At 61.3% G+C, this 977-nt stretch carries 1 protein-coding gene and 1 pseudogene; both read left to right on the top strand.

Annotation, left to right across the window (positions count from 1 at the left end; all coding sequences use genetic code 11):
* A pseudogene (locus EN964_RS35605) lies at positions 1-177 on the top strand (2'-deoxycytidine 5'-triphosphate deaminase domain-containing protein); the annotation flags it as partial.
* A gap of 99 nt (positions 178-276) precedes the next feature.
* A partial coding sequence (locus EN964_RS35600; protein ID WP_127277530.1) for an ABC transporter substrate-binding protein occupies positions 277-977 on the top strand: 701 nt, incomplete at its 3' end.

The following is a 977-nucleotide window of genomic DNA, read 5'->3' as shown; positions in this document are numbered from 1 at the left end:
GTGCTGGAAGTGCGCAGCCACGAAGTGCCGTTCATTCTCGACCATGGCCAGATCGTCGGCCGGCTGGTCTACGAACACATGCTGAAGCGGCCGCAGGCCCTCTACGGCACCGATCTCGGCTCCAACTACCAGGCGCAGGGCCTGAAGCTGTCCAAGCATTTCCGCGCCGCGCGCTGACCTCATTGCCCCAAGGCAAAATACTTGCCTGTACCGGCGCGCCATGCTTGGCTGCCTTGCCGCCCGTCAAGATGCCGGCGTTCAAGGGGAACCAAGAAAATGCAGATTTCAAAATGGATCGTATCGGCAGCGGGCGCTGCCATGCTGGTGATGGCTGCCGGCTCTTTGTCGGCGCAGGCAGCTGAAAAAATCAAGATCGGCACGGAGGGCGCCTATCCGCCGTTCAACACCATTACCGCTGACGGCAAGGTCGAAGGCTTCGACATCGACATCGCCAATGCACTATGCGCGCAGATGAAGGTCGAGTGCGAGATCGTCACGCAGGACTGGGACGGCATCATTCCCGCCTTGCAGGCGAAGAAATTCGACGCCATCATCGCCTCGATGAGCATCACCGAGGAGCGCAAGAAGCAGGTCGCCTTCACCAACAAATATTATACGACACCGCTGGCTCTGGTGGCGCCGAAGGACAGCGATCTCACCTCGACCGAACCACCGGCACTGGCCGGCAAGACGGTCGGCGCCCAGGCTTCGACCACGCAGGCCGACTATGCCCAGAATGAGTATGGCAAGGCAGGCGCGGAGGCAAAGCTCTATCCGACCCAGGAAGAGGCGATCACCGACCTGACCAACGGTCGTCTTGACGCCGTGATCTCGGACAAGTTCGTGCTGATGGACTGGCTGAAGAAGGCAAGCGACGGCTGCTGCAAGCTGGTCGGCGACGTCAAGGGCACCGAAACGCAAGCCGGCATTGCCGTGCGCCTGGAAGACACGGCCCTGCGCGACAAGCTCAACGCGGC

Origin of the sequence: Mesorhizobium sp. M7A.F.Ca.CA.001.10.2.1 (genome assembly GCF_003998575.1) — a bacterium.
Taxonomy (GTDB): Bacteria; Pseudomonadota; Alphaproteobacteria; order Rhizobiales; family Rhizobiaceae; genus Mesorhizobium.
The sequence above is the reverse complement of the archived record's forward strand: the minus strand, read 5'-3'. Positions and strand labels throughout refer to the sequence as shown.